Consider the following 26,440-nt stretch of genomic DNA (forward strand, 5'->3'; position numbering starts at 1 on the left):
CTGTTTTCATTTGAAGGCCGGGATGCCGTCGGCGGCGGTGTAGCGATAGCGCAGGAAGGCCTGGGCCTTGTCGACAATTTGAAAGGCATTGCGAAGGTGCCGGCGCTCGAATGACGACAGGCGCTTGGGTTCCACGTGGTTGTCCGGTTCGATGCCGGCCTCTATCTGCCTGGCCTGGTGGCGAATGCGGACCATGCCGATAAACTCCAGGGCATCGGTCAGATCGCTGCCCACGCCTTCCGGAAGCAGGTTGGTCTCGTTCACGTCGGCCAGCCTTTCCAGGGTGTTCAACGATGGTGACCCGCAAGCCAGGCCATGGACCCTCACCAGGTCGCTGATGGGGGCGGTGCCGCGTTCCTTGAGGTCGAACGTTTTCACGTGCGCCCCATTGGGTTCGAGGACAAATTTACGGAAAAAGCCCAGCGGCGGGCTGCGCAGGAGTGCATTGCGGGCAATATGGGCAAGGAACCTGCGACTTCCGGGCGCTTTTTGGCGAATCAGCCGCTTGAGCGAATCGGCCAGTTCCAATTCACCGTGAATGCCATCCAGGTCAAAAAAAATGGAGCAGTGCAGCAGCGCCTCCGGGTCGGGATGGTCGATCCAGTCGTTGAACATCGCCTGCCAGGCTTTCAAGGGCTGTCGCCAGCGCGGGGTGGTTCCCATGATGCCGCCCTCACAGTAACTGTAGCCGCACTCTGCCAGGCCGTCGCTGACAAATGCGGCCAGGTCGGCAAAATAGGCGTCGTGCCGCCGGGCGATGAAGTGATCGTCGAGAACGAAGGCGTTGTCCTGATCGGTCACCATCGATTGTTCCTGCCGGGCCATGGATCCCAATACGAGGTAGCAATAAGGGACCGGCGGGCTGCCCAGCCGGGATTCACCCAGTTGCAGCAGGCGCTGGGAGATGCTGCTCCCGATAAAGGACAGCGCACTGCCGATCATGTGCGAGCTGGCGTCCTCGCTGACCATGTGGACAAAAGAACGCCTGACTTTGTCGCTGATCGCCCGGAGTCCGGCCACATCCTGTTGCCTGAAGATCTCACCGACCAGAAAGATGCTGCCGTGGGATTCATACTGGACAATGTCGGATGCGGTGATGACGCCCAAGGCCCTGCCTTTTTCCATTACCGGCAGATGATGAAGGTTGTGGCGCATCATCGTGAGCATGGCCTCAAAGGCGTAGTCGTCACTGCGGCAGCAGGTGATGCGGGTCGACATGACCTCCCGGGCCGGGGTTGACAACGGAAGCCCCCGGGCCATTACCCGGGCCCGCAGGTCGCGGTCGGTAATCAACCCGGCGATCGCGGTCTGACTGCCGGCCGGCTTGGTTGCTTCGACGATCAGCAGAGACGACACCCGTTCCCGGGTCATGAGGGCCGCCGCCGCTTCGACGGTAACGGACGCCGGCGCGGTAACGATTTTCCGACGGATGAGTTTTTTTACCGGTGACGCCAGCAGGGGATTGAACGCATCGTCTCGGGACTTGTTTACCGCCTGGCGAAGCCGGGACCCGTGGTCCTCTTCCATGTGGTCGGCAAAGCTGTCGAACTCTTCGCACAAGTGCTGGAAATGGACGTCGGGAATCAGGTAGATCAGTGTATCCTCGATGGCCTGCACCGGATAGCGCACGCGCCGGTTGCGCATGAGGGCGAACTGGCCGAAGCAGGCGCCCTCGCCATAACGGTTGTAAAGCTCTCCGTTGCTGCGGGTGACTTCCACGGCGCCGCTGCGGATAAAATACAGGAAGTGGTTGACCTGCCCCAATTCGAGAATGGGCTTTCCGGCCCTGAAATAGGTGACGTCGATGTGCGACACGAGATCGTCGAGGACATCCGGCGGCAGATCCCTGAAGGGCCGGTACCGGGACAGGTGATCCCGTATTTCAAACAGCTCTATTTCCATAGCAGGTCTCTGGAGACCCATCCCTTATGGGCGTCTGACCGCCGCCAGCGCCTTTTCCAGTTCGGGAAGAATCTCGAACAGGTCCCCCACGGCAAAATAGTCGCAATTGGCCATGATGGCGGCATTCTCGTCAGTGTTGATGGCGATGATGGTTTTTGCCGTTTTCATGCCGGCAACGTGCTGGATGGAGCCGGAGATGCCCGCGGCCAGGTATACCTTGGGGTTTACCTTGACCCCGGTCTGGCCCACCTGCATGGCATAGGGCACCCAGCCGTTGTCCACGGCCACCCGTGAGGCGCCCACGGAGGCGTTGTTGATGTGCCCGGCGCAGGCAATGAGCAGGTTGAAGTTCTCGGCGTTTTTCAGGCCCCGACCGCCGGAGATGATGACGTCCGATTCGGCCAGGTACTGGGTGCCGCTGCTGTCGGTGCGGGTTTCGATTACCCGGTAGCCGGGATCCGGATTCCCTTCGAAGGCGAAATCGATGATTTCTGCCGTCACCTGACATTGCAGGGGCGCGACGGCATTAACGCCCATGCCGTAGATGAAATGGCTGCCGGTCAGGGCGATGGTGGCCATGGTCTTGCCCGAATACTGGGAGGTCTTGACCCGGCGGCCGTCCAGGTCGAGTTCGATACAGTCCATGACCAGGGCCGCGTCCAGCCGGGCGGCGATCCGCGGCAACAGTTCACGACCCGCAGGGCTGGTGAGGCCCACCAGGCTGGAGATCTCAAATTGCTCCATGGCAGCGACGACCGCGGCGGCCCGGATGGCCGGGTCCCAGCGGCGGCTGCCGGTGGTGATGTTGACGATACGGGTCACCCCAAAGGCTTCCAGCGCCCTTCGGGCGTCGCCGGCCGAAGCATCCACCACCAGGGCGATGAGCTGCCGGTTTTTTCCACGTGCGGCCGTTGCCAGTCCGAAATTGGCTTCTTTGACCCGGCCGTCCTTGAATTCGATGAGCAGTCCGATAGGGTTCATGGTCAGATCACCTTGGCTTCGTTTTTCAAAATGTCCACAATTCTGGCGGCAACCTCGGCAGCGCTGCCCGTGAGTGCCCGGGGCGTGCGCTGTTCCACGGCCGGCACCAGCTCTTCGACCTTTACGCCGGCATCCGGCGGGTCAATGGCCAGATCCGAGAGGGCGATATGCCTGACCGGTTTTTTCCGGGATTTCACAATCTCCGGGAATGTCGGGTAATTGGGTGTGTTCAACCCTTTGCCGGCACCCAGAACACAGGGCATGGTCATGCGGATGACATCAATGGTGCCCGGTTCCCGCTCGCATTCCACCTCCAGATCATTTTCACCTGCCGCCACCTTGACCACGTTGGTGGCCACGGGCATGCCCAGGCGGGCGGCCACCCGGAAATGGGTCTGCATGCCCTCGCTGTCGATGGACTCCTTACCGGTGAAAATAATCCGGGGCCGGCCATCGGTTCGGATGGCGGCAGCCAGGGCACGGGAGGTAAAGATGCTGTCGTGGGGCTGATCGGTTTCGATCAGGATGCCGCGATCCGCGCCCATGGCCATGGCCGAGCGCAGGGTGTTTTCCGCAGCCGGTTTGCCCAGGCATACGGCCACGATCTCGGCATCGGGAAACGATGCCCGGATCGTGGCGGCTTCGGTGAGGGCGTGTTCGTCATAGGGGTTGACGAGGAAGGTGATCTTTTCGTTGATACGGTTCGTGCCCTCGACGGTGATGGTGGCCGCCGAATCGGGAACGTGCTTGACGCAAACATAAATGTTCATGTTATTTCCCGTTCAATCCTGAACGGCATCTTGCGGTCCATATCTGCGTTCCCGGGTGATCGAAATCCTCAACCTAGCGCTGCTGCGCCACCGGTTCCGATAACCCTGCGGCCTTGATCTGAACCACCATCCACCATTAAGGACCGAACCTTCCTTTTTAGATTGATAGAAACCCTTCATTCAAAATTTAAAAATAATAATTCAACTTGCCAGTTGCAAAAAAAACGGGCCTGCACACGCAGGCCCGTTTCCAATTGGCAAGAACCCATCCGTCTTTCAAGCACGGATGCCACCGGCTTTATCCGTTGACCGAAAAGCTGGAGTTATAGTTGATCTCGCGCTTGCGGGAAAAGAAACCCACATCCAGGGTGCGTCCGGTGTATTTCATCTTGAACTGGAAGGGCTCCTTGTCGTGGTCCAGCCCCTTTTCACAGGCATCGATCAGCTCGGCCATCATGGCGCCGACCACCGGAGCGTTCTTGTACTGGTTGCCGCTGGTTCCCACGGCCATGTAGAAGCCGCCCAGGTCGGATTTATCGTAGACCGGGATCCAGTCGTCGGAAATGTCGTAGAGGTCACACACGCCCTTGGGCTGGTTAGGCACTTTCAGTGTGGGAATTCGGCGCGCGAGCCGGTAGCACTGGGCCTTCCACTGTTCTTCGGTGAGTTCGTTGTCGCGGCCGTGACCCCCCTTTCCGGCGTAGAATTCGTCCGGATCCACATGTTCCTTGGGATCGCATTCCGGGTCTTCGGAACCGATCAGGATAAGGTTGCCGGATTCCGGGCGGATGTAGCAGCCGATGTCGCCGTCGCTCTGATGGTAGCCATCGTTCAGGTAATCGTAACCCTCGGGTGAGGGGCAGTACATGACCTCGTGGCGCAGGGCTTTGGTTTTGATGTTGCAGCCTTCCCAGACCCCCGGGGCCATCTGGTTGATCTTGAATGAATGGGGGCCGGCACAGTTGACCACCACGGGAGCGTCGATTTCGGTGCCGTCGGCCAGGGTGATTCCCTGGACCTTGCCTTCGGCGGCACGGATTTTGACCACTTCGGCGTTGAACATGAACTCGGCACCCTTGGCCTCGGCGGCCCGCATGATGTTGTGGGCCGACAGGGCCGGATCGTTGACATAACCGCCTTCGGGGCAGAAGAGCCCCCCTTCCAGCATGTTGGTGGGATCTTCCCAGAAAGCCGGGTCTTCGGGACGCTTCACCGGCCAGAATTCGTGCATGTCCATCACCGGAACCATCTCCAGGATCTCTTCGTTGGTCAGTTCCTTGTACTGGACGCCCACGGCATCATAGTGCTTCTTCACGTTCTGCCACTTATGCCCCTGGGATTTGATCAGCAGGGAGCCGGTGTTCATATACTTGGCCAGGCCTTTTTCGTCATCCACATGATCCAGGTAGTCTTCCCAGTTCAGCCAGTATTTAAAACCCTCGTAGGCAAAGGCCACGCCGTCTTCGGTGGAGTAGTGGGCCCGTACGATGGCGCAGGAACCGGCCGTGGAGCCTTCTCCGGCATCGGGCAGCTTGTCCACGCTCATGGTCTTGTAGCCCATCTTTGAAAGCTCGTAGGCAATGGGGGCGCCAATAACGCCCGCCCCGATGATGATGGCGTCATACTTTTTGGTCATGATTTCCTCCGTCAAGTGCTGTGCGTAAATGTTTGGTCTGAATCCATACAACAATTCGGACAAATGACATAAGCAAAATAAACGCCGGAAATTAGATAAATCCTATTTAATTTAGGATTCTTTTGAAGCGCTGATATCAACAATAAAATCAATTTGTTGCGCTGGTGGCGAGTTCAGCCGGTGGTGACGGGGCCGGCGTGCGGTACCGAGGATGCAAAAAAAAGCATCCGAAAGGCAAGGAATTTTTCTATTTTCAGCAAAAAAATTTTCTTTTTTGCCGGTATGCCCCTGTCGTGTCCGGTTTTGCCAGGCAGGCGGCTGAAACGGAGAACGCCCGTTTCAGCCCCTGTTTCCATCGCATGGTTTCGTCTCTTTTCCGAGTGTCCGGCGGCTATCCCTGAAGGCCCTGAATCCAGGCCGAAAATCGATTTTCACCGGCCGGCCGCAAGCCGAATTCCGCACCGGCTTCCATCACCGCGTGAAGCATGCTGTCGCCGTACCCCCGGCTGCAGGTCAGCAGGATCCCGCCGGCACCGTCAGCCGTTTTCTCCAGGGTGACGATCTGGCAGGGAACATGGCAGAGGGGGCCCTGGAGGAGAAAAGGTGCCTCCATGGCGGGGTCCAGAAAATCCAGGTTGGTCAGTTTTTCGGCGACCAGAAAGGCCTGGCGGCCGAACAGGGCCAGAAAAACCGTGGATTCGCTGACGTCGGTGTAGCCCGGGAAATCGGGCATGGCCGGCGCCGCCGCCCCCAGATGATAGATCGAGGCCTGGGTGCGGTTCATGCGGTTGACCAGTGTATCGTTGGCCAGGGTGCATCTGCCCGGGGTTTCCGGCACGGCCAGGTCGCAGGGCCGCTGCTCGCCGACCCGGCTGTCCTGCAGGTCCCAACGGGTCTTGTGGGCCAGGTCCACCAGCCAGGGACCCTGACCCTCGTCGTCGTATTCCAGTGCCACCGTCCAGTTGTCGCGCACCTCGGCCTTGAGGGGGCTGGCCTTGAACCTGACCGGTGATTCTCTTTTTATATTACTCATTGTCGTTACCTCATTCCTTTGACAGGATTTTCCGGTATTCAATTTGTGTTCATCCGGAAATGGTAGATTGGGGTTCAGGCCAAGGCCGCAGCATTTTTGCAACCACAGGCGCAGCAGCGCTACGTCGAGGATTGCTAAATGGGAGAACGCCGGCCTGGGCCCCAAGATGCCGTTCCGCAGCCTAACTCTTCATGCGTTCGCCGGTCGGATCGTAAAACGGTGTATCGATCACCCTTGCGTACAGCCGCACCCCGTTGCACTCATCTTCAAAGATTTCCAGCCGGGTGCCCTTGTCGGCCAGCTGGGATTCCACCAGGGCCATGCCCACCGCTTCACCGGTGGAGAAGCTCTTGCGCATGGTGGCCACGTAGCCGCGCACCCGGTTGTCGACGATCAGGGCGCCGTCGCGGGCGGGGCGATTGTCGTCTTCCATGCGGATGCCCACCAGCTTGAGCCGGCCGGTATTCTTTTCGGCCTGGCGCAGGGCCACGGCACCGACGGTTTTGGCGTCGCTTTTTTTGCGGTCCCACAGAAAGCCCAGGCCCAGGTCCAGCAGGTTGGTGCGCTGCTCGGATTCGGAGCCGAGAATGACGTGGCACTTCTCCATGCGCAGCACGTTCTGGGCTTCCACGCCGAAGTTTTGGATGCCGAATTCTTCGCCGGCAGCCTTGAGCAGGTCCCAGACCGCCTGCATATAGGAGGACGGCACGTGCAGTTCGTAGGACAGTTCGCCCACGAAGCCCAGGCGCATGGCGCGCACGGGGATGACGTCGTTGATCGAGAACTCCTGGTACCCGGAAAAGGGCAGGGCTTCGTTGGAGACGTCAATGTCGACCACCTTGGCCAATACCTTTCGGGAATTGGGCCCGGAGAGGTTGATCACGCCCATGGCGTCGGTCAGATTGACCAGGTTGAAATCCCAGCCGTCGAAACGGGTGTGGTAGCGGAACCACTCCACGGTCTGCCCGGCCCTGCCGGTGGACGTGGTGAAGTAGTAGTCGTTTTCAGCCAGCTTGACCACCACGCCGTCGTCGATGACGCAGCCGTCGTCGTTGCACATGGCCGAGTATTTGATACGGTCATTTTTGACTTTGCTCATGTCCGACACGTAGACCCGCTGCAGGGCCTTGAGGGCATCGGGCCCGTGGATGCGGAACTTGCCCAGGGTCGACCCGTCCAGCATTCCCACATTGTTGCGCACGTTGAGAATCTCTTCCTTGCAGTCAAAATCCTCGGAAAAGTAGCGCGCCCGCTGCCAGACGCCGATGTTGCGGAAGATGCCGCCGTCGGCGATCTGGTCGTAGTGCATCGGGGTGCGTTTGAACATGTGGTGGTTATAGCCGGCATAGGTGGCCAGGAACGTGGGCACCAATGGCGGCCTTACCGTGGTGGGCACGGGGGTGTTGATGGACGCCGTGTATTTGGCCACGAACAGCGGCAGGTTATGGCCCGGGATGCCGCCCTGGCCCGGCCCCAGTCCCACGCCGGCAAAGCGCTTGACCAGTTCGGGCACGTCGAATCCCTTGTCGATGGCCTGCTTGACCGATTTGACGGTGGCATCCTCGTCGAAACAGATGAAGCTTTTTCTTCCCTTGACCGGGGCGGTGACCAGCTTGCAGCCCCGTTCCGCGCCGGGCAGGCTTGCAGCGGCAGTTTCGGCTTCACTGACGGCCGTGGCCATGTCGGCGCCGGCTGCCGCCGCCGCCCTGAGTCCGGCCAGGCGGCCCGAGGCCTCGATGGCGCCGGGATGGTTGATGCCGGTCAGGCGGCCGGCGGGAAACATTTTTTCCGGCAGTTCGGTGGGCAGGAAGTAGCCGGTGAGGCTGTCGTAACCCATCTTGGCCTGGGCCAGGATGAAGGGGCCGGTCACCGGGGTGAGGCCGGCGGAGGCCACCAGCAGGTCGCAGCTGAATTCCCGTGTCACGGTTCCCTCCACGGTGGAGAGAGAGGCTTTCTCAACGTGTTTGCCGCCGTGGGCCTTGGTCGCCACCCAGCCTTTGAGGACCGGAATCTTGCGCTCGGCCAGGGCCAGCATCAGTTCGGGGTTCTGGCCGTCTTCACGGATGTCGGCCACGCAGTTGATCTTCAGGCCCAGGTCGAACAGGTCGATGGCCGCTTCCAGGCCCAGGTCGTGCCCGACGGAAAAGACCGCTTCGCTGCCCGGCAGCAGGCCGTAGCTGCGGGCCATGCGATGGGCGCAGCCCACCTGCATGACACCGGGGCGTTCGTTGTTGTCGAAGAGCAGCGGCCGTTCGATGCACCCGGTGGCTACGACGACGCTTTCCGAGCGGATTTCGATGTAGCGCTCGGTGAAGGCGTCACCGGCCTTGCCGACCTGGAAGGCGGTAATCAGGTTGTTGTTGTAGGCGCCGACCATAGCGGTGTGGGTGAACACCCGGATGTTGGCGGTCTGTTCCACCCGGCGGGCCAGTTGGCGTGCGCGCTCGTGAAGCGGTGTGCCGTCTTCGGTGGTGGTGACCCGGTAGTCGAAGCAGCCGCCCAGGTGGGGGCGGGCCTCCAGCAGGACCACGCGCTGGCCGGATTCGGCGGCGGCCAGGGCGGCGGCCAGGCCGGCGGCACCACCGCCGATGACGGTGGTCTCCGCTTTCATGTAGCGTTCATCATAGCGCCCCTGCATCTCATAGTCGGCGGAGATGACGCCCAGGCCGGCGGCCTTTCGGATCTGCTTCATGGCCACCGGCCAGATGGCGGCAGGCTTGTGCATGGTTTTGTAATAGAACCCGGCGGGCATCATCCAGTCCAGCTTGTCGATGAATGCCATCCAGTCAAAGTTTGCCGAACCGACCACATTCTGGGCCTTGACGGCCATGCCGTCTTCGAGCAGGGTATTTTCCGTACGCACGTTGGGCACGCCGTTGACGTCCATGCAGGTGTTGCTGCATTCGCCGTCCAGGCTGTAAAGCCCGCGGGGGCGATGATATTTCAAACTGCGTGCAAAGACCCGGACGCCGTTGGCGAAAAGGGCCGTTGCAACCGTATCTCCGGCAACCCCCTGGTAGGTTTTCCCCTGATAGGTCAGGGACAGCTTTTCCGAGGGATCGATGCGGAGCGTGGGCAATTGGTTAAGCCTGTTCATTTGCTCGCCTCCGGTTGTTCCACTTCGAGGTTTTTGGTTGTGTCACGCCAGGTGGTGAACCAGGATCCGCATCCATCGCGGTGGAACCACCATTCTTTCTGGACGCCGGCCGTGCACTTGTTCATATGGACGTAGTCGCACCAGGCAGCAGGGGTCAGTCCCGCTTCGTCCGGGCGCGGTCCCTTGTCTTCTCCCCCATATCGGAATTCGTATCCGTTGCGTTTGCCGCAGACGGGGCAGGTGAGCGTCAAAGCCATGATATCGTCTCCTTTAATTGTCCGGTGTATAACTGACCAGGGCCGCAGTTTCGCCCATCAGTTCGTGGTTTTCGTAGCGGCGAAGGTTGAACGGCTTGAGCATGTCCGGGCAGTTGCCGGTGGCCATGAATGCGGCCATGTGTTTGCCGACGGCGCTGCAGGATTTGAAGCCGAAATAGCCCCAGCCGCAGTCCATGTAGAAACCGTCGACGGGGTCGTTTCCGTCCATGATGGGCGCCATGTCCGGGGTCATGTCGGCCAGGCCGCCCCAGATGCGCATGAAGCGGACGCCGCGCAGGCAGGGCAGCCAGTCGGACAGGGCCTCGGCCTGGTGCTTGATGTAGTGGGCCGTGTTCTGGGTGGTGTAGTTGGGCCACTGGTCCATGTGGGCGCCGGTGGCGATTTCACCTTTGAGGGTCTGGTTGGCGTAGCAGTGGTAGGCGCCGGATGAGACCACGTGGTCGAGCAGCGGCTTCAGCGGCTGGGTGACCATGGCCTGAATGGTCAGCACGCTGATGGGCAGCTTGATGCCCAGCATGTGGTAGATCAGGCCGGCGCTGTAGCCGCCGGCGGAGACCAGCACCCGGTTGGTGTTGATCCGGCCGCGGGAGGTGCCCACGCCGGTGACCTTGCCGCCTTCGGTGTGTATGGCGGTGGCTTCGGTGTGCTGGTGGATGTGCACGCCGTGTTTGGCGCAGCCTTTGGCCAGGCCCCATACCACGGCGTCGTGTCGCACGATGCCGCCGGGGGGATGAAACATGGCCCCGTGGATGGGAAAGGTGATGTCTTCGGAGATGTTCAGGGCCGGCACCAGTTCCTTGGCTTCCTTGGCGTCGATGAGATGGCTCTCGACACCGTGGAACTGGGCCGTGGCGATGGTCATGCGGGCCGCCTTCATGGCCGCTTCGCTGTGCATCAGGTTCAGGTTGCCGCAGTTGTTGAACATCAGGTTGAAATCCAGCTCTTTGGTGAGCACCGGCCACAGGTCCAGCGCTTCCTTGTATAGCGGGACGTTGTACTGCGTGCGCTGGTTGGCGCGAACGATCGCCGTGTTGCGCCCGGCACCGCCGAATCCGATGTAGCGTTTTTCAATGACGGCCACATCCGTGATGCCGTGCTCTTTGGCCAGGTAGTAGGCTGTGGCCAGGCCGTGAAGGCCGCCGCCGATGATCACCGCATCGTAGCTGGACTTCAGTCTGGGTTTGTTGCCCCACAGGGGCTTGGATTTCCAGAACATACGCTCTCCCTACATGGTTATAAGATAAAAAATGCGTGGGTGAAGGTGACTCCATAAATTTTCAGTTGTGACGGATGGTATCTGAATGAAATAAAAGCTGTCAATAAGAAAATCTATTTTTGATAAAAAAACATGCAAACACTGTTGACATTAATTTGAATAGATAATAAAAGTGTATAAAAAAAAATGCTTAAGCTGACTTCAGCTTAATGAAATGAAAATTTCATTTATTGCTTTGCAAAAGGGCTAATGATGAATGACTCCCAGGCACACCCCGTGATCAAGGGGATCGTAAAACAATTGGACTCGCTGACCCCCAAAGGAAAAATCCTGGGCAGCTACATTATCCAGAACCCCCGCAAGGCGGTGTTCATGACGACCAAAGAGCTTTCCGAAGCCTGCGGGGTCAGCGAGGCCACGGTGGTCCGGTTTGTGGGGCAGCTGGGCTATGGGGGGTATGGGGAGTTCCTGCAGGCGCTGCGTGACTTTGTGGATTCGGGGCTGAGCCTGCCGGACCGGGTGGACCTGCCCGGGATGAAAGGGCCCGGCACCGACCTGCTGCACCGGGTGGTCTTCGAGGAGATGAACAACCTGCGACAGTTTTATGAAGCCATCGACATGGATGTGCTGGCACAGATCGTGGCGCAGCTGCAGGAAAGCCCCGCCATTTACCTGATCGGCTCCCGGGTCTCCTATACCTTTGCCTATTACATGGGGTGGTCCCTGACCAAGGTGCGCCGGGGGGTCCATATCCTGAAGGGCAGTGACAGCACGGCGATCGACTGGCTGACCAATGCACCCGACAACAGCCTGGTGACCATCATCACCACCTCACGCTACCCCAACGAACTCATCAAGCTGGGCAAGGCCGCCCGCCGGCTTCAGCATAATCTGCTGGTGATCACCGACAACCGGCTGTGCCCGGTGATTCCCTTCGCCCATCTTTCTCTGGTGGTGCCGTCCCGATCCATCCCGCTGATCGGCTACCCGTCCACCATCTCCTGCATCATCAATTACCTGGTACTGGAGCTGGTGAATCGTCAGGACCCGCGATTGAATGAACATCAGGAACGCCTGGAGCAGATGTACCTGGAAAATGACATCCTGTTCAACATGTACACCGACGACTGAGGCCGGAAGACAGAGGTCAGAGGGGCGGGGGGCATAAGGTCTAGGCTGAAAACTGAAGACGAAATCTGAAAATCGGATGAGCGGCTTCCGGCCGCGGGCGGTTTTCTGACCTCCAGCCCCGGATTGCCGGTTTGCCTGAATCAACAAATTATGGCATCCTTTTCCATGCGGCATGAACCGTCAACTCAATTCTGGAAACGATGGCCATGAAAACATCCACACGCCATTCCATTGCCCGGACCCTCGACATCGGATATGAGGAATTCCTTCCTTTTTTCGACGGCTTCAGCGAAGGTCTGCTCATCGTCGACCGGTTCGCTACGATCATCTATTACAACGCGATCATGGCCGCCATCGACGAACTGGATCCGGCACAGGTGCTCGGGAAAAAAGTGGTGGACGTCTACGAGCTGTCTGAAACCGACAGCGTGATCATGCAGTGCCTGAAGAATCAACAGCCCATCGTCGACCGGTCCCTGCTCTACCGGACGCGGCGGGGCAAGGTGGCCAACACCATCCACACGGTGTTTCCCCTGTTCAAGCACGACCGGCTGGAGGGTGCCATCTGTCTGGTACGCGAGTACAACGTGCTCGAAGAGACCATATCGTCCGTCTCCATTCCCCGTAACAAGCGGGTCCTGCCCAATGACACACGCTTTGATTTCGAAGACATCATCGGCCGCAATATCGATTTTCTCCGGGCGGTCAATACGGCCAAGATGGCTGCCAACACGCCTTCGCCGGTGATGTTGTACGGGGAAACCGGCACCGGGAAAGAATTGTTTGCCCAGGCCATTCACAACCAGAGCGGTCGCATGAAACGCCGCTACACGGCGGTGAATTGTGCCGCCATACCGGAAAACCTGCTCGAAGGACTGCTGTTCGGCACCACCAGCGGGGCCTTTACCGGAGCGCGCAACAAATTGGGACTGTTCGAGCGCGCCAGCGGCGGCACCCTGTTTCTGGATGAACTCAACTCCATGGGTACCGGGCTGCAGGCCAAAATCCTCAGGGTTATCCAGGAGCGCAAGGTTCGCCGCCTGGGATCACTGCGGGAAACGGAAATCGACGTTAAAATCATCAGCAGCGTCAACAAGGAGCCCCATGTGGCCATTGCCGAAAACAATCTGCGGCCCGACCTGTTCTACCGCCTGGGCGTGGTGTTCATTCCCATTCCTCCCCTGCGGGACCGCAAAGAGGATATCGTTCTCCTGGCGCGCCATTTCCTGGCCAAGCACAGCCGGGTGCTGAAACGCCAGGTGGCCGACATTTCCGCCAGCGTGCTGGCCCTGTTCAACGAGTATGACTGGCCGGGCAACGTCCGCGAACTGGAGCATGTCATCGAAGGGGCCATCAACCTGGTGGTTTCCAGTCGAACCATCGAGCGCCGGCACCTGCAGTCCCACCTGACCACCTGGCGGCGGTTGCGGGGACTGCCCAACACGGTTCAGCCGCCCGTGGCCGGTTCATCGTCCGAAGGAACCGGTCTTCATGGCCACCCGCGGCCCCATCCAAGAGGGTATGCCGCGTCCGCCGGTGCCGATCGGCAGCCGGTGAACGGGGGCAAGGGGTTGCTGGCCACCCAGGCTGACCTTGAGAAGGTGGCGGTGACCGACGCACTGGCGGCCCACGGGGGGAACGTCACCCGGGCGGCAGCGAGCATCGGCATTTCACGGCAGCTGTTTACCTACAAGATGAAAAAATACCGGATCGACCGGCGGGACTATCTGAGATGAATGCAGCCGATCACCACCGGTTGTCCTATTTCGAGGCCATTGTCGAAGCGTTTGACGGCATGGTCTATGTCTGTTCACCGGACAACCGGATCGAATTCGTCAACCGGCAGGTGGTGGAGCAACTGGGGCGTAACCCGGTGGGGGAGGCATGCCACAAGGCCCTGTACAATGGTGATCAGGTCTGTCCCTGGTGCCCGGAGCAGAATGTTTTCGAAGGCAGGGCGGTGCGCTGGGAATTCCAGAATCCCACGACCGGACGCTGGTACTACAACATGGCCACCCCCATCCGCCATGCCGATGGGTCCACTTCCAAATTGAGCCTCAGCCTGGACATCACCGAAAAAAAACGCGCTGAAGACGCCCACCTGGAAAGCGAACGCCGGCTGAGCACCCTGATGAACAACCTGCCGGGAATCGTTTATCGCTGCCGGGCCGACGACTCCTTTACCATGGAATTCGCCAGCCGGGGCACCAAGCGCCTGCTGGGATACGATCCCGAGGAACTGCTGGACGAGGGGCCCCACGCGTTCCAGCGGATCGTTCATCCGGACGACCGCAAGAACATGCTGGCCCTGGTGAGGGAGACGGTGGCCATGCGGCGTCCCTTCAGCTTCATCTATCGCATCCGGGCGGCCAATGGTAAGGAAAAGTGGGTCTGGGAGCAGGGCGAGGGGGTTTTCGACGACAGTGACCGGCTGGTGGCCTTGGAGGGTTTTATCAGCGACGTCACCGCCTACAAGGAAGTGGAGCTGGATCTTCGCAAGGAGAATCTGCGCCTGCGTTCGTCCATCAGCGACCGTTATCGTTTCGGGGACATCATCGGCAAAAGTGAACCCATGCAGGCGGTTTACGAGCTGATTCTCAAGGCGGCCGCCAGTGATGCCAGCGTGATTGTCTCCGGAGAATCGGGTTCCGGCAAGGAACTGGTGGCCCGGGCCATCCACCGGCTGAGTGATCGGCGGGAAGGCCGTTTTGTACCGGTCAACTGCGGGGCCATCCCCAAGGATCTGATGGAACGGGAGTTTTTTGGCCACCTGAGAGGCGCCTTCACCGGGGCCGGCGCCGATCGGATCGGGTTCCTGGATTCAGCGGACGGCGGCACGCTCTTTCTGGATGAGATCGGCGAAATCAGTCACGAAATGCAGGTCAAGCTGCTGCGGGTGCTCGACGGCGGGGGATATACGCCATTGGGGGGCGTCAAGCTCAAAAAAAGTGATTTCCGGGTGATCGCCGCCACCAACCGGAACCTGGTAAAGCTGGTGCAGGAAGGACAGATGCGGGAGGATTTTTTTTACCGCATCCGGATTCTGCCCGTCCGGCTGCCCCCGTTGCGTGAGCGGCAGGAGGATATTCCGCTGCTGATCGACCATTTCCTGTCTGCGCTGACCAAAGGCTCGGATCATCCCAAACACCTGCCTGTCCGGGTCCGCGAGGCCATGGAATCCTACGACTGGCCCGGTAATGTCCGTGAGCTGCAAAATGTGCTGCACACCTATGTGACCCTGGGCAAGCTCGACCTGATGGGGCAGATTACCATGGGCGCGGAGGCAGACGTCCCGGGTCCGGAGAATCCTGCCTGGCAGGGAAAAGGGCTTCGCCAGCGGATGGATATTCTTGAGAAACGGATAATTCTGGGGGCCCTGGAACGGACGCGATGGCATCGCGGGAAGGCGGCCCAATTGCTGCAAATCAACTACAAGACCCTTCAGCGTAAAATTAAATCACACGGTATAAAATAGTCTGTAATTAAGACAATTGTGTCCATATTGAAATAATATATATTTATTCCAAAGTGTTGAGTTGTGACCCGCCGGAATTTAGGGACAATCTTGTCCGATCCGCCTGAGCTGACTCCCGCTGAAAAAATGAATCTTTCTTTTTCATTTCAATCTGCTGCAGGTCTGCCGCCCGCCTGGCACAAAAATTGAAAAATTTCTTTCATCCGCTGGACGGTCGGACGTCATGTCACCCCATTTTTCTAAGTATGCCACTAAAAACTGACGTCTCCACGTTGCTTCTTTTTATTACAGAGAATGGCGTAACTCCGGTCAAGCGGAATATATTTTCAATATATCGACGGGAGCTGTGTCGCTGGCATTGCGTTGCTGAAACGGGACACCAATCAATCATCAAAACTGGAGCAATCGCTAAGGAGAATATGCATGGCCAAAAAAGACAGGTTTACCACTTCCTACAAGGTGGGACAGGACAACATCCAGAGATGGGGCATGGATATGCACAACCCGGTATTTTTTATATCGGCCGCCCTCGTCATTCTGTTCGTGGTTTCCACTCTGGTCAACCCCGTGGGTGCCAAGAAGCTCTTTGACGCTTCCAAAGGGTGGACCATTCAGAATTTCGACTGGTTTTTCATGATTTCCGGAAACATTTTCGTCTTGTTCTGTCTGATCATGATCGTGCTGCCGGTCGGGAAAATACGCCTGGGCGGCCCGACTGCCGAACCCGAGTTCAAACGGCTCTCCTGGTTTGCCATGTTATTTGCCGCCGGCATGGGCATCGGGCTCATGTTCTGGAGCGTGGCCGAACCGGTGGCCTATTTTACCGACTGGTGGGGAACGCCGCTCAATGTCGAAGCCCGTACGCCGGAAGCGGCAAGTGCGGCCATGGGCGCCACCATGTTTCACTGGGGGCTGCATCCCTGGGCCATTTATGCCGTCACCGCCCTGGCCCTTGCCTTTTTTGCCTTCAACAAAGGCATGCCCCTGACGATTCGCTCCACTTTTTACCCGGTTCTGGGTGAGAAGACCTGGAAAACCCCCGGCAACATCATCGATGTCGTTGCCGTCCTGGCCACCATTTTCGGTTTGGCCACCTCCCTGGGGTTCGGTGCCCAGCAGGCCAGCGCCGGCCTGAATTTTCTGTTCGGGATTAAAAGCACCATCGGTCTGCAGGTCTTCATTATCGCCGCGGTTACCGGCGTGGCAGTGATTTCCGTGGTTCGGGGGCTCGAGGGCGGGGTCAAAGTGCTCAGCAATTTCAACATGCTGCTGGCCGTGGTCCTGCTGGGCTTCGTTATCGTGGCCGGCTCATTTTCCCACTTCATTGTCGGCTGCTTCAAAACCACCCTGGCCTATATGCAGGACATCATTCCGCTGAGCAACTGGATCGGCCGCACCGATGAAAAATTCTACAAGGGCTGGACGGTCTTCTACTGGGCCTGGTGGATTTCCTGGGCGCCCTTTGTGGGCATGTTCATCGCCCGGATCTCCAAGGGCCGAACCATCCGCGAATTTCTGATTGCCGTTTTGCTGGTGCCCACGATCCTTTCCATCTTCTGGATGCAGGCCTTCGGGGGCAATGCCATCCTGCAGATCCAGAACAATGTGGGCGCATTGGCCAACGGGCTGGGTGAAGTTCCCCTGGCTACCTTCCAGATGCTGGCCAATCTGCCCCTGACCCAGATCACCTCCTTTTTCGGAATTGTCCTGGTGCTGGTCTTTTTCGTCACCTCTTCCGACTCCGGTTCCCTGGTGGTGGATTCCATCACCGCCGGCGGCAAACTGGACGCACCCATCCCCCAGCGGGTCTTCTGGGCCGTCATGGAAGGTGCCATTGCCGCGGCGCTGCTGGTCGGCGGCGGCGCCGACGCCCTGGGCGCCATCCAGGCCGTGGCCGTGACCGTGGGACTGCCGTTTACGATGATCATGCTGGTCATGTGCATCAGCACCTACCTGGGGGTCCGCAGCGAGAACCTCGCGGATTACCGTTCGCCCAGCGCAGGGTTTGCCAAGGCGGCCGACCAGATGGCGGATTAATCCTCGCATGCATCACACCGCAACGGGCGCAGCGGTTCTTAAATGCTGCGTCCGTCTGCGACGCTTGTAAAGACACGGTTGGCAGGCCGGGCGCCCCCCGGTCCCTGGATTCAGGACGGCGGTTTCGCTTTCGGCGAAGCCGACGGCACACGGCGGCCGCCGCGGCGGGATCGAGATGGTTATTTCTGAAGCGGTGCCGCCAATCGATATATTCAAAATATATTGACCGGCCTGCAAGAACCCGTGAGGGAGGAGAAAGACACCGGACATGAAGCGTGGTGAGACGAAGAGCAACGCGGTTCCGCTGAGTGAAATCGCCTATCGGCAGATCAAATCCCAGATTGTGAGCCTGACCCTGGAACCCGGCGCCCAAATCGATGAGACGGCCATGGCGGATTCCCTGGGCATTGGTCGCACCCCCATCCGGGAATCGCTTTTCCGTCTGGCTGCCGAGGGCCTGTTGCGGGTCAGGGCCGGCCGCGGTTTTTTTGTACGTGACATTACCCTGGACGATATCAAGGATCTTTTCGAAACGCTCATGATCATGGAACGGGCTGCCGTGGCCCTGGCGGCCAGGCGCATCGGCCCATCCGGAATCGGCCGGCTGGAACGTCTCAACGACCAGTTCCGGAGGGCCTGGCAGTGTCGGCAATTCCTTGATGTGACCCTGGCCAACAGCCATTTTCATCGAGAGCTTTATGCCGCCACCGGTAATGATTTCATGACATCCTATCTCAATTCGCTGCAAACCCAGAGTCAGCGTATGGCCTACATCTGTTTTACCCGGCCGGCCACTCTCGACCTTGAAGCCCATGCCGAGGAGTCCATCCGGGATCACCATGAACTGATTGCCCGGTTGAAGCGAAAGGACGAATCCGGCGCTGTGGAACTGATTACCGGGCATATCCGGCGCTTCCGGGAACAGGTGGCCGACTATACGGCGCCTGCGCTGCTTGACCTTGGCATTGTTGCCTAACCCGTCAGGAACCGGCCGCTGGCGGCCACCTGCGAAATTTACAAGGAGAGCGTAACTAGAATGGAATTAAGGGCTATCCACACCAACTGCTCCGGATGCGGGGTTTGCCGGCAAGTGTGTACCCTGGAGAACTTCAGGGAAGTCAATCCTTCCAAATCACTGCTGAAAATCCAAGGGCGATTCCCCTCGCCGGGAGATTACCGCATCCACATATGCGACCAGTGCGGTGCCTGTGCCGAGGTCTGTCCGGTGGAGGCGATCCAGGTGGTGGACGGCGCCTACCGGGTCGACGAGGAGGAATGCGTGGGCTGCATGGAATGCGTAGCGGCCTGTCCCCGGGGCGTGATGATGGTCCATCCGGACAGGGAGGCGCCCGTCAAATGCACCTTGTGCGGCCAATGTGCCGAATTGTGCCCGCGCCAGGCCCTGGTGCTGGTGGATGACAAAATCAAAAAGGCGGGGTGATCATGCGATACGGATACCAGGATAAGCTGTTGCGGATCAATTTGAGTGCCGGAAGCATTTCAACCGAGCCGCTCGCCGATGAGATGGTGGACAAGTTCATCGGTGGGCGGGGCTTTGTGGCCAAACTGCTTTTCGATGAACTGCCCCGGGGCATCGATGCCTACGACCCCGAAAATTTGTTCATCGCCGCCACCGGCCCCCTTTCCGGTCACTTTCTGCCGGCCAGCGGCAAGACCCATTTCGGCGCCAAGTCGCCGGCCACCGGCGGCTATGCGGACAGCAACATGGGCGGCCATTTCGGCCCGGCCCTCAAATACGCCGGCTACGACGTGCTCGTGCTTACAGGGAGAGCCGCCGAACCCAGCCTGCTGGTCATCGACGACGACCGGGTGGAGATCCGTCCGGCCGCAGTCTACTGGGGCCAGGGCGCCCTGACCGCCGAGAAAAACCTGAAGGACGACCTGGGCGAGGATTTCCAGATCATGACCATCGGTCCGGCCGGAGAAAAACAGGTGCGCTACGCCTGCCTGTCCCACGACTTCGGCCGACAGGCCGGCCGCAGCGGCGTGGGCGCCGTGCTGGGTTCCAAGAACATCAAGGCCATTGCGATCCGTGGGACGCAGGGGATACCCGTTTACGACATCGACAAGGCCTACGCCAAGGGGGTGGAAGCCTTCAAGAAGGTCGCCGAAAAGCCCGGCTTTACCGAGTGGACCCCCGAAGGCACCGCCGGTATCACCAACTGGTGCAACGAGGTGGGCGCCTTTCCCACACGCAACTTCCAGACCTCTTTTTCGGATCACTACGAGCAGATCAACGGGAAGGCGATTCTCAAGAAGCTCAAGATCACCGACAAGGGCTGCTATTGCTGCCCGACCCCCTGCGGCAAGTACGGCCATGCCACAACCAAGATCGGCGAAGCCTACGTGGAAGGTCCCGAGTACGAAACCATCGCCCTGTTCGGCGGCAACTGCGAGCTCAAGACCATCGAGGAGGTGGCCTACGCCAACTACCTGTGCGACGAGTTGGGCATCGACACCATCTCGGCCGGTGCGGTGATCTCCTGGGCCATCGAGTGCCTCGAAAAAGGGATCCTAAGCGAACAGGAGATTGGTCGGAAGGTGAAATTTTCCGACATCGAGACGGTTGACTACCTGCTGAACCAGATCGTGGCCCGTGAAGGCATCGGCGACCTGCTGGCCGAAGGGGTCAAGAGGGCTGCCGAAAAAGTCGGCCGGGGGTCCGAGACCTTTGCCATCCACGTCAAGGGCCTGGAGTGGACCGGCTACGAGTGCCGCAACGCACCGTCCATGATGCTGGCCTACATGACCGCCGACATCGGCGCGCACCACGCCCGGGCCTGGGTATTGGGCCACGACATGGCCGGGGCCTGGACCAACGTCAACGACCTGGTGCAAGGGGGCGGCACGGTGGAGCGGCAGCCCCCGGCCCAGGTCAGGAAGGAGAGCGCCAGCTACGTGATCGCGTCCCAGCACACCCGGCCCCTGTTCGATGCTTTGGGCACCTGCCGGCTGCAGCTCATGGAGCTGGGCTTCGAGGTGGAGAACTACGCCGAACTCTTTTACTTCATCACCGGTAAAGAACGGACCTGGGAGGAGATGCTGGGCGCCTCCGAACGGATCTGGAACCTGACGCGGAGCATCTCGGCCCGCGAGATCGACGGCTTCGGCCGCAGCTGGGACTACCCGCCCAAGCGGTTTTCCACCGAGCCGGTGGCCACCGGTCCCAATGAGGGATATCTGATCCCCCAGGAGAAGCTGGAGCAACTGCTCGACTGGTATTACGAGGCCCGGGGGTGGGATGCCAACGGGATTCCCACGAAAGAGACCCTGAAGCGATTGGATCTCGGTGATGTGGCCGAGGTTCTGGAAACCGAGGGCGTGCCGATCAGGTAGGTAAAAACGAGATTCCATTGATCCTTCGGGGACATTTTTCCCAATCGTGCGGCCTTTGTGCGAAAAGGGTTCAAGGGGTCCGGGATTCAAGGATTCAAGAGGGGAAAAGACAATGAGAAAAATACTTACACCGGAAACATTCAACCAGGAATCGGCCGATGCCGTCGTCATCGGCGGCGGGATTATCGGCGTGGCCACGGCCTTCTGGCTCTCGCGTGCCGGCATGTCCACCATCCTGGTGGAGATGCGCGACGGCCTTTCCACGCTGACCACCACCGCTTCCATCGAGTCTTTCCGGGCCCAGTTCACCGAGCCGGCCATGGCCGCTCTGGCCAAGGAATCCATCGAGGTGTGGGAGAACTTTGCCGGGATCACCGGGCTGGAAGGTTACGAAATCGACCTGCACCACGGCGGCTACCTTTTCCTGACCACCGAAGCGGAGATGGTACCCGCTGTCAAGGAGACCGTCGACGGGTATCACCGGGTGGGCGTGACCGACTCCGAGTACCTCACCGGCGATGAAATTCTCAAACGCTGGCCCTGGCTGAACCCGGAGATCAAAGCCGGCGCCTACCGGGCCAGGGACGGCTGGTTTTCCGCCCATGAAGTGACCCAGGGCTTTGCCCGCGCCGCCGAGCATGCCCGTTTTTACGTGCGCACCCGCGCCACCGGCATCGAAACCGACGCCTCCGGTGTCTGTGCGGTGACGACCGACCGGGGCCGCATCAACACCCGCGTGGTGGTCAATGCCGCCGGACCGTTCGCCGTCACCGTGGGCCGATGGGTGGGACTGGACCTGCCGATCTACCAGATGCGCCGGCAGCGCGTCTTCGTGGCGCCCCATCCCAAGATCCCCCAGGATGCGCCCCTGATCATGGATGTGGACAACGATTCCTACTGGCGGCCGGAAACCGGCGGCGCCCTGCTCGGCTGGCACGACCCCGAAGAGCAGAAGAGCGACCCCATGGAAGACCCCCAGGGAGATTGGGATTTTCCCGCCTTCAACCTGGAGATGTGCTCGCGCCTGAGCCCCTTCTGGAACGAGGTGGTGGAGGACCTCAAACAGGAGGACCTGTCGGTGTACGCCGGGCAGTATGTGCATTCGCCGGATGACCAGCCGTTGATCGGGCCGGTCGGCGGCATTCCCGGATTTTTTCTCAACTGCTCTTACTGGCCGGGGGTGATGCTGTCGGCGGCGGCCGGCCGCTGGACCTGCGACCTGATCACCGGCCGGATGAAACCCGAAGACAACCCGCTGCGCCTGAGCCGCTTCGAGGAGGGGTTGACGACGACGCCGGGGGCGTTTATGCGCGGACGGCATTAGTGCCCATCCCCAAGCGGCAGGTTGCGGTCCGGATCGGCGTTCTCGTGTTTTGGAAAACCTCGACGTAACGCTGCTATGCCTGCGGTTTCCAAAACCCTGCGGCCTTGATCGGAAGCCCAGCCTGCCCCTTATGAAGGCCGCTGATAAAAGGGGTCATGACGAAACCTTGTACATTTACCCGCAAGGTAGACCCGGGACGCAAATGGCCGATTGTTGCGGGCGCATCGCAGCCGTGGGCAGTGCGGTCGATGAAGGCCGGATTGGCCAGCGGGTCATCGTCCGAAATATGCTGCGCAGCTGCGTCGACTATCGGCCATTCGCGTGCCGGACCCTGGGTTCCGAGAAAAAGGGTTCGTCGGTAAACAGGTTCTGCTGGCCGACGGTTGACCAGCGCACACTTCTTTCAAGAGGCGTTAAATAACGATCAAACACACCATGAGATAGAGGAGGAAAACCCATGCAGCGGTTTGAATATTTCAGTGACCAGGATGTGCAGAAGATCCACGCAGCCACCCTGCAGGTGCTCGAGACGGTGGGGGTCGATTTTGGCTACCAACCGGCGGTCGATGTCTTCAAGAAGGCTGGCTGCAAGGTGGACGGAAAGCGTGTTTTTTTTTCGCCCGAGATGGTCATGGATCAGGTTGCCAAGGCGCCTTCCGAATACACCCTGCAGGCGCGCAACCCGGAAAGGAACGTGACCATCGGCGGCGACCACATCGCCTATATCCCCTGCTACGGCCCTCCTTTTGTGCATGACCTGGACCGCGGTCGGCGCGAATCCACCATGGAAGACTACACCAATTTCGTCAAGCTGGCATTTGCCAGCCGGAGCATGGACATTACCGGGGGGATGATGGCCGAACCCAACGATATCCCCCATGCGCGGCGCAATGCCGAGATGATTTATGCTTCCATGCGCTATTCTGACAAACCCTTCATGGGGGGGGCCATCGGCGCCGAGGCGGCCCGGGAGACCATCGAGATGGCCGCTATCCTGTTCGGCTGTTCCGAGGCGGCGCTGGCCGAAAAAATGCCCATGATCAGCATCCTGTGCACCCTCACTCCCCTGGCCTACGACGACCGCATGCTGGGTGCTATCATGGAATATGCCAGGGCCGGCATGCCCCAGCTGATCTCCTCGCTGTCCATTGCCGGCGCCACCACACCGGTGACCATGGAGGGGACCCTGGTGGTCCAGAATGCGGAAGTGCTGGCCGGCATCGTGCTGACCCAGCTGGTCCGTGAAGGCACGCCGGTGGTTTTTTCCGGATCCTCCTCTGCCGCGGCGATGCGCTACGGCACCCTGAGCGTCGGCGCACCGGAGATGGCGGTGAACACCGCCGCCACGGCCCAGCTGGCCCGGTTCTACGGCATCCCCAGCCGCGGCGGCGGAGCGATTACGGATTCCAAGCTTCCCGATGCCCAGGCCGGTATGGAATCCATGATGAGCCAGCTCATGGCCACCCTTTCCGGAATCCACTTTGTCCTGCATTCCGCCGGCATTCTGGAGGGTTACATGGCGGCCTCTTACGAAAAATTTATTATCGACGATGAAATTTGCGGCATGTGCAAGCGCATCAAACGCGGGGAGACGGCCGATCCCGCGAAGTTGGCGCTGGACGTGATCGCCCAGGTCGGTCCGGGGGGCGAATACCTGACCAACATGCACACGTTCCAGAATTTTCGCCAGGAATTCTACGCGCCCATCATGGAACAGAAAGAGGCCTATGCCGGCTGGAAAGAGAAGGGCGGCGAGTCCATCGAGAAGGCGGCCAATCGAAAATGGAAGGAGATCCTCGACAAATATGAGGAGCCCGCCATGCCCGACGATTCATTGCGTGAACTGGAAAAATACATGGAAAAAAAATACGGTAATTAGAAATACGGACACAGGAGGACCATCATGACGACCCAGGACATTTTCAACGCCGTGCTGGCCTTTGACGAGGCCGCGGTAACGGCCAGAACCCAGGCGGAAATCGACGCCGGCACGGCCATCGACAGCATTCTCAACGACGGGCTGATCAGCGCCATGGACGAGGTGGGCGAGCGCTTTTCCGCCGGCGAACTGTTCGTACCCGAAATGCTCATGGCGGCCCAGGCCATGAAGTCCGGCCTGGGGCTGCTCAAGCCCCACCTGGCCGAGGGCCAGGGCCAGAGCAAGGGGGTCGTGGTCATCGGCACGGTCAAGGGCGACCTGCACGACATCGGCAAGAACCTGGTCTCCATGATGATGGAAGGCGCCGGGTTCGAGGTGGTGGACCTGGGGGTGGACGTGGACAGCGAGGCCTTCGTCCGGACGGCGGCGGAGAAGAAGGCCGACGTGATCGCCCTGTCGGCCCTGCTGACCACCACCATGCCGTCCATGGAGAGCACGGTCAAGGCGGTCAAAGAGGCCGGCATGGCGACCCGGACCATCATCGGGGGCGCCCCGGTGACCCAGGCCTTCGCCGACCAGATCGGCGCCGACGGATACAGCGCCGACGCCCCGGGGGCGGTCAAGCTGGTCAAGCAGCTGGTGGCGTAGATCCGGCGGCGATCATCAGCCCCCGGATCAAGGGTGATGGCTTCGGTCGCCGCCGCGGAGGTCCTGTCTGGCCGGGACAGCTTCTGCATGAAGAGATGTGCCCGGCTCCGGTGAACGGGTGAAAAAAAACTTTCTTTTTGATTGCAAAAAGATTTTCTGTAAAGCAAAAAATTTTTCTTATTGTTTTTCGTCTGAGAACGGAAAATAAAATTGGAATTCGAAAAAGAATCGCCAAATGGCCGTGTTTAGACCGGATTTTAATTTTTCTATGCCTTTTTTAAAACAATGAATGAGGGTCAGTGGCTACGGTATGTTTATTGCGAGGACATTGTTTTTTCAGCTGCGACAGACGCGGTTTGGATCTTTCAACCCAAGCAACACCCAACCCAACGGAGGAACCCATGAGAGGAAAGAAGCTGATCGTGAGTATCGTGATGGCCTGTTTTGTCCTGACCTTTTTCGCCGGACCGGCGATGTCGGCGAAAACGCTTAAGGTCGGCGTTCTTGGCCCCTTTACCGGTCCGTCTGCCAAGAACGGCGCCGAGTTCAAAGCCTCCGTCGAGATGGCCCTGGACAAGATCGACTACACGGTGGGTGATTACAAACTTGAAATCGTATGGATCGACAGCCAGAGCGATCCGGCCAAGGCCGCCAGCGCCTATGCCGAGGCCGTGGAGCGCAAGGGGATCGACTGCGCCATGCAGAACTGGCACAGCAGTGTGGCCGTGGCGGCCATGGACGTGGCCGCCCAGTACAAGATTCCCCACTGGTTCGGTTTCGGTGCCACCGAGGTGGTCAATGAAAAGTGGAAGGCCGACCCTGAAAAGTACAGCTACTGGGGCGGCAAGGGCTGGCCGATTCCGGCCAAGATGGCCCTGGGGTACGTCGAGTGCCTGGAGAACGCCATTGCCGATGGTTCCTATAAACCCAAAAGCAAGAGCGTGGCCATTTACGGCGAGGACACCGACTGGGGCCGCAGCCTGGGCGGGGCCCTGAAGGGCTTTTTCGCCGACAAGGGCTGGGAGATCGTTTCGGAAGATTACTTCGCGCTGACCCAGACCGATTTTTATCCGCTGCTGGGCAAATACAAGAAAAAGAACGTTGCCGTCCTGGCCGGCACCTCCACCGCCGCCCCGACGATGACGGCGTTTGTCAAACAGGCCGGTGAAGTGGGCCTGAGAAGCGTTATTATCGCCGACGGTCTCGGCTGGATGGGCGACTGGTACAAGATGGCCGGTCCGGCATCCAACGGCGTACTGGACATGATCCCCCAGCTGACCACCAAGGAAGCCCAGAAGTGGGCCACCGACATCAAGGCCAAATACGGTTTCTATCCCAGTCCTTCCGCCGGCGGCCTGTGCTACGACGGCACCAACATGTTCATCAAAATCTTGAAACGGACCCTGGAAAAATACGGCAAGCTCGACAAGGTCACCATCCACAAGACCTTTGTCGAGGAGATCCACACGGGCAAGCTGACCTTCGGCAAGGCCGACGGCGCCCTGATCATGAACGAATACCGCTACAACGCCGACTCCGTTCCGGATCCGGTGGTGGCCAAGGACGGCTATTACTTCCCGGTGATCCAGTACACCAACGGCAAGGGCGACATCGTCTTTCCGGATGACTGGAAAGTGAAACCCTTTATGGCCAAATAGTCTGTTTTCGTTGCCTGA

General features: G+C 59.6%; 19 protein-coding genes. 11 read left to right on the forward strand and 8 right to left on the reverse strand.

All coding sequences use genetic code 11. The features are described 5' to 3' along the window. Positions 1-6: 6 nt before the first annotated feature. From DSCA_RS28075 to DSCA_RS28110, 8 genes are all read right to left on the reverse strand, one after another. Positions 7-1,902 carry a putative nucleotidyltransferase substrate binding domain-containing protein gene (locus DSCA_RS28075; protein ID WP_155319590.1) on the reverse strand — a complete coding sequence of 632 codons (1,896 nt, stop codon included), beginning with the start codon at positions 1,900-1,902 and terminating at the stop codon, positions 7-9. Between the two features lie 24 nt (positions 1,903-1,926). After that, entirely contained in the window at positions 1,927-2,883 is a 957-nt protein-coding gene (locus tag DSCA_RS28080; protein ID WP_155319591.1) for an electron transfer flavoprotein subunit alpha/FixB family protein, read from the reverse strand. 2 nt (positions 2,884-2,885) lie between these two features. Beyond that, complete coding sequence (locus DSCA_RS28085; protein WP_155319592.1) at positions 2,886-3,653, reverse strand: electron transfer flavoprotein subunit beta/FixA family protein; 768 nt, start codon at positions 3,651-3,653, stop codon at positions 2,886-2,888. A gap of 298 nt (positions 3,654-3,951) precedes the next feature. Further along, complete coding sequence (locus DSCA_RS28090) at positions 3,952-5,289, reverse strand: NAD(P)/FAD-dependent oxidoreductase (protein WP_155319593.1); 1,338 nt, start codon at positions 5,287-5,289, stop codon at positions 3,952-3,954. A 391-nt stretch (positions 5,290-5,680) separates the two neighbouring features. Beyond that, on the reverse strand, positions 5,681-6,322 hold the full coding sequence (locus DSCA_RS28095) for an aminomethyltransferase family protein (protein WP_155319594.1): 642 nt from the start codon (positions 6,320-6,322) through the stop codon (positions 5,681-5,683). Positions 6,323-6,503: 181 nt separating this feature from the next. Then, complete coding sequence (locus DSCA_RS28100; RefSeq protein ID WP_155319595.1) at positions 6,504-9,419, reverse strand: 2Fe-2S iron-sulfur cluster-binding protein; 2,916 nt, start codon at positions 9,417-9,419, stop codon at positions 6,504-6,506. Then, positions 9,416-9,676, reverse strand: coding sequence for a sarcosine oxidase subunit delta (locus DSCA_RS28105; protein ID WP_155319596.1), 261 nt, complete (start codon positions 9,674-9,676; stop codon positions 9,416-9,418). The genes DSCA_RS28100 and DSCA_RS28105 overlap by 4 nt, the downstream gene beginning before the upstream one ends. 13 nt (positions 9,677-9,689) lie before the next feature. Further along, entirely contained in the window at positions 9,690-10,913 is a 1,224-nt protein-coding gene (locus DSCA_RS28110) for an FAD-dependent oxidoreductase (protein ID WP_155319597.1), read from the reverse strand. 249 nt (positions 10,914-11,162) lie between these two features. Here DSCA_RS28110 and DSCA_RS28115 point away from each other — a divergent pair, with 249 nt between their 5' ends. The 11 genes from DSCA_RS28115 to DSCA_RS28165 all read left to right on the forward strand — a co-directional run bounded on the left by DSCA_RS28115 (position 11,163) and on the right by DSCA_RS28165 (position 26,422). Further along, complete coding sequence (locus DSCA_RS28115) at positions 11,163-12,044, forward strand: MurR/RpiR family transcriptional regulator (protein WP_231716303.1); 882 nt, start codon at positions 11,163-11,165, stop codon at positions 12,042-12,044. A gap of 206 nt (positions 12,045-12,250) precedes the next feature. Continuing rightward, on the forward strand, positions 12,251-13,780 hold the full coding sequence (locus DSCA_RS28120; protein ID WP_167527989.1) for a sigma-54 interaction domain-containing protein: 1,530 nt from the start codon (positions 12,251-12,253) through the stop codon (positions 13,778-13,780). Further along, complete coding sequence (locus tag DSCA_RS28125) at positions 13,777-15,519, forward strand: sigma 54-interacting transcriptional regulator (protein WP_155319599.1); 1,743 nt, start codon at positions 13,777-13,779, stop codon at positions 15,517-15,519. Before DSCA_RS28120 ends, DSCA_RS28125 begins: the two co-directional genes overlap by 4 nt. Before the next feature lie 423 nt (positions 15,520-15,942). Continuing rightward, positions 15,943-17,556, forward strand: a complete 1,614-nt coding sequence (locus DSCA_RS28130) for a BCCT family transporter (RefSeq protein WP_155319600.1) — start codon at positions 15,943-15,945, stop codon at positions 17,554-17,556. A 268-nt stretch (positions 17,557-17,824) separates the two neighbouring features. Then, complete coding sequence (locus tag DSCA_RS28135; protein ID WP_155319601.1) at positions 17,825-18,532, forward strand: GntR family transcriptional regulator; 708 nt, start codon at positions 17,825-17,827, stop codon at positions 18,530-18,532. Between the two features lie 60 nt (positions 18,533-18,592). Continuing rightward, entirely contained in the window at positions 18,593-18,997 is a 405-nt protein-coding gene (locus DSCA_RS28140; protein WP_155319602.1) for a 4Fe-4S dicluster domain-containing protein, read from the forward strand. Between the two features lie 2 nt (positions 18,998-18,999). Beyond that, positions 19,000-20,913, forward strand: coding sequence for an aldehyde ferredoxin oxidoreductase family protein (locus DSCA_RS28145; protein WP_155319603.1), 1,914 nt, complete (start codon positions 19,000-19,002; stop codon positions 20,911-20,913). A gap of 112 nt (positions 20,914-21,025) precedes the next feature. Continuing rightward, on the forward strand, positions 21,026-22,237 hold the full coding sequence (locus DSCA_RS28150; RefSeq protein ID WP_155319604.1) for an NAD(P)/FAD-dependent oxidoreductase: 1,212 nt from the start codon (positions 21,026-21,028) through the stop codon (positions 22,235-22,237). A gap of 457 nt (positions 22,238-22,694) precedes the next feature. Next, the gene (locus DSCA_RS28155) at positions 22,695-24,116 is read left to right on the forward strand and encodes a trimethylamine methyltransferase family protein (RefSeq protein WP_155319605.1); all 1,422 of its coding nucleotides are present in this window, start codon (positions 22,695-22,697) and stop codon (positions 24,114-24,116) included. A 24-nt stretch (positions 24,117-24,140) separates the two neighbouring features. Continuing rightward, the gene (locus DSCA_RS28160; RefSeq protein WP_155319606.1) at positions 24,141-24,764 is read left to right on the forward strand and encodes a cobalamin B12-binding domain-containing protein; all 624 of its coding nucleotides are present in this window, start codon (positions 24,141-24,143) and stop codon (positions 24,762-24,764) included. Positions 24,765-25,165: 401 nt separating this feature from the next. Further along, the gene (locus DSCA_RS28165; RefSeq protein WP_155319607.1) at positions 25,166-26,422 is read left to right on the forward strand and encodes an ABC transporter substrate-binding protein; all 1,257 of its coding nucleotides are present in this window, start codon (positions 25,166-25,168) and stop codon (positions 26,420-26,422) included. Positions 26,423-26,440: the final 18 nt, after the last annotated feature.

Source organism: Desulfosarcina alkanivorans, from assembly GCF_009688945.1.
GTDB classification, from domain to species: Bacteria; Desulfobacterota; Desulfobacteria; order Desulfobacterales; family Desulfosarcinaceae; genus Desulfosarcina; species Desulfosarcina alkanivorans.